This window comes from Protofrankia sp. Cas8 (genome assembly GCF_963555845.1).
Taxonomy (GTDB): domain Bacteria; phylum Actinomycetota; class Actinomycetes; order Frankiales; family Frankiaceae; genus Protofrankia.
The window spans coordinates 22,469-24,733 of sequence record NZ_CAUVXI010000070.1 but is presented as its reverse complement, the minus strand read 5'-3'; the positions used below and the strand labels follow the sequence as shown (position 1 = coordinate 24,733).

The window sequence follows — 2,265 nt, the reverse complement described above, 5'->3', positions numbered from 1 at the left end:
TATCGCCAGCCAGGCGGCGTGGACGGGGGTGTATGACGCGGCCGGCGGGTTGCTGCAGGCACGTGACGAGCTGGGGAAGCTGACGGTCTTTACCTATGATCTGGCCGGTCGGGTGGCGTCGGTGACCGATCCGTTGGGTCGGGTGACCCGGTCGACCTATGATCGGGCGGGCCGGCGGACGGTGGTGGCGCAGTTCTCCCCATCGAACAGCCAGCTGCGGTCGGCGAGTACCGGCTTTGACGCGGCTGACAATCCGACGTCGTCCACGGATGCGATGGGTTGGACCACGACCCGCACCTTCGACGCGCTCGATCAGCTGCGGAGCCTGGTGGAGCCGGTCACCGCCTCCACCTCGATCACCACCAGTGCGGGGTATGACGCGGCGGGGCATCGGACCCGGCTGACCGACGGGAACAGTTATGTGACGGTCACGACGGTCAACAGTCTGGGGTTGGTCGAGAAGACGATCGAACCGTCCACCACCGCGTTTCCCGCGACGGCGGATCGGACCTGGCAGACCTCGTATGACGCGGGCGGCCTGCCGGTGTCGCTGCTGGCGCCGGGTGGGGTGACCCGGGCGCGGACGTTTGACGCGTTGGGCCGGTTGACCGCGGAGTCCGGTTCGGGTGGGGGTGCGGCGGCGTCGTCGCGGTCGGTGGGTTATGACCTGATCGGTCGGGTCACGTCGGTGAACCACCCGTCGGGCACGCAGTCGTTGACTTATAACGATCGGGATCTGCCGATCGGTAGCACCGGTCCGGCGGGGAGCTCCACGTTCGGTTATGACGCCAGTAGTCGGATGACGTCGCGGACCGACGGCGCGGGGACGTCGTCGTTCGGGTACAACGCCCGGGATGATCTGACCTCGACGTCGGGTGCGGCCACCGGTGGCACCCGGTCGTTGGCGTATGACGACGCCGATCAGCTGACGTCGGTGACCTATGCGTCGGGTGGGGCGGTTCGGTCGTTCGGTTATGACAATCTGGGCCGGACCACGGCGGACACGTTGTCCGGGCCGGGTGGGACGTTGCGGGCGGCGACCTACAGCTACGACAACAACGACAATCGGCTGACCGAAACCCTGTCCCCGGCCGGGTTGGCGGGGTCGGGGAGTCAGAGCTACGCCTATGACCGGGCGGACCGGCTGACCTCGTGGACGAGTCCGGCGGGGACCACGACGTACGGCTGGGACGGGGCAGGGAACCGCACCGCGGTGAACGGCACCGCCGCCAGCTTCGACGAACGGAACCGCCTGCTGTCCGACGGCACCGCGACGTATACGTATACGGCGCGGGGGACGCGGGCGACCCGGACCGCGGGCGGGTCGACCGCGACCACGACGTTCGACGGGTTTGATCGGTTGGTGTCGGACAGTACGTCGGGGACGACGACGTACGGCTATGACGGCCTGGATCGGCTCGCGGTCCGTAACAGCACCACGCTGGGCTACGCCGGGGTCGAGAAGGAGCCGGTGGCGGACGGTACGTCGACCTACGCCCGGGACCCGGATGGGGATCTGATCGGCCTGGGTACGCCGGGTGGGGCGTGGGTGCCGCTGGCCGATACTCACGGGGATGTGGTGGCGGCGTTCACCACGAACGGCGCCGGGCTGACGGATCAGAAGGCGTTCGACCCGTTCGGGGTCCCGACCACCGCGGGCAGCGCCAACGTCCGCGTCGGCTTCCAGGGGTCGTGGACGGATCCGACCACCGCCAAGGTGAGTGCGGAGGCCCGCTGGTACACCCCGGGGACCGGTGGGTTTGTCTCTCGGGACAGTGTCGGTCTGCCGTTGACATCCGGGGTGTCGGCGAACCGGTATGTGTATGGCAACGCGAACCCGCTGGCCTACAACGATCCGTCCGGTCATTTCGCGCCGGGTTCTGATCCTGAGGATGCGATTGCAGGGGTTCTGCTCGGTGGGGCAGCGGTTGCGGCGGGGACCGGAGTGGGAGCACCGGTTGCCCTTGGGCTTGCACTTTTCGGTTCTCTGTTTTTGCTTTCGGGTGATTCTGCGCCGAAATCTGCGCCGAAGCCTCCGCCTGTTGAGCCGCGGCCGCACTGGGTGGATTATGACGATTCGGATGATGAGTGGCCGGTGGTTTCGCCGGCTACGTCGCCTGTTCGTGATCCTGTTATCGAGCCGGCGTTGAAGCCTCGGTCTACTGCTGGTGGGCGTGTTGTACAGGTTCGCCCTCGTACGCTGAGGACGCCCACGCCGCTGCCGAAGCCCCGGATTCCACCGATGCCGCTGCCGCAGTTGAAGCA

General features: G+C 67.5%; 1 protein-coding gene. It reads left to right on the top strand.

The features are described 5' to 3' along the window. The coding region (locus U9977_RS12540; protein ID WP_322749416.1) for an RHS repeat-associated core domain-containing protein at positions 1–2,265 on the top strand (2,265 nt) is incomplete at both ends.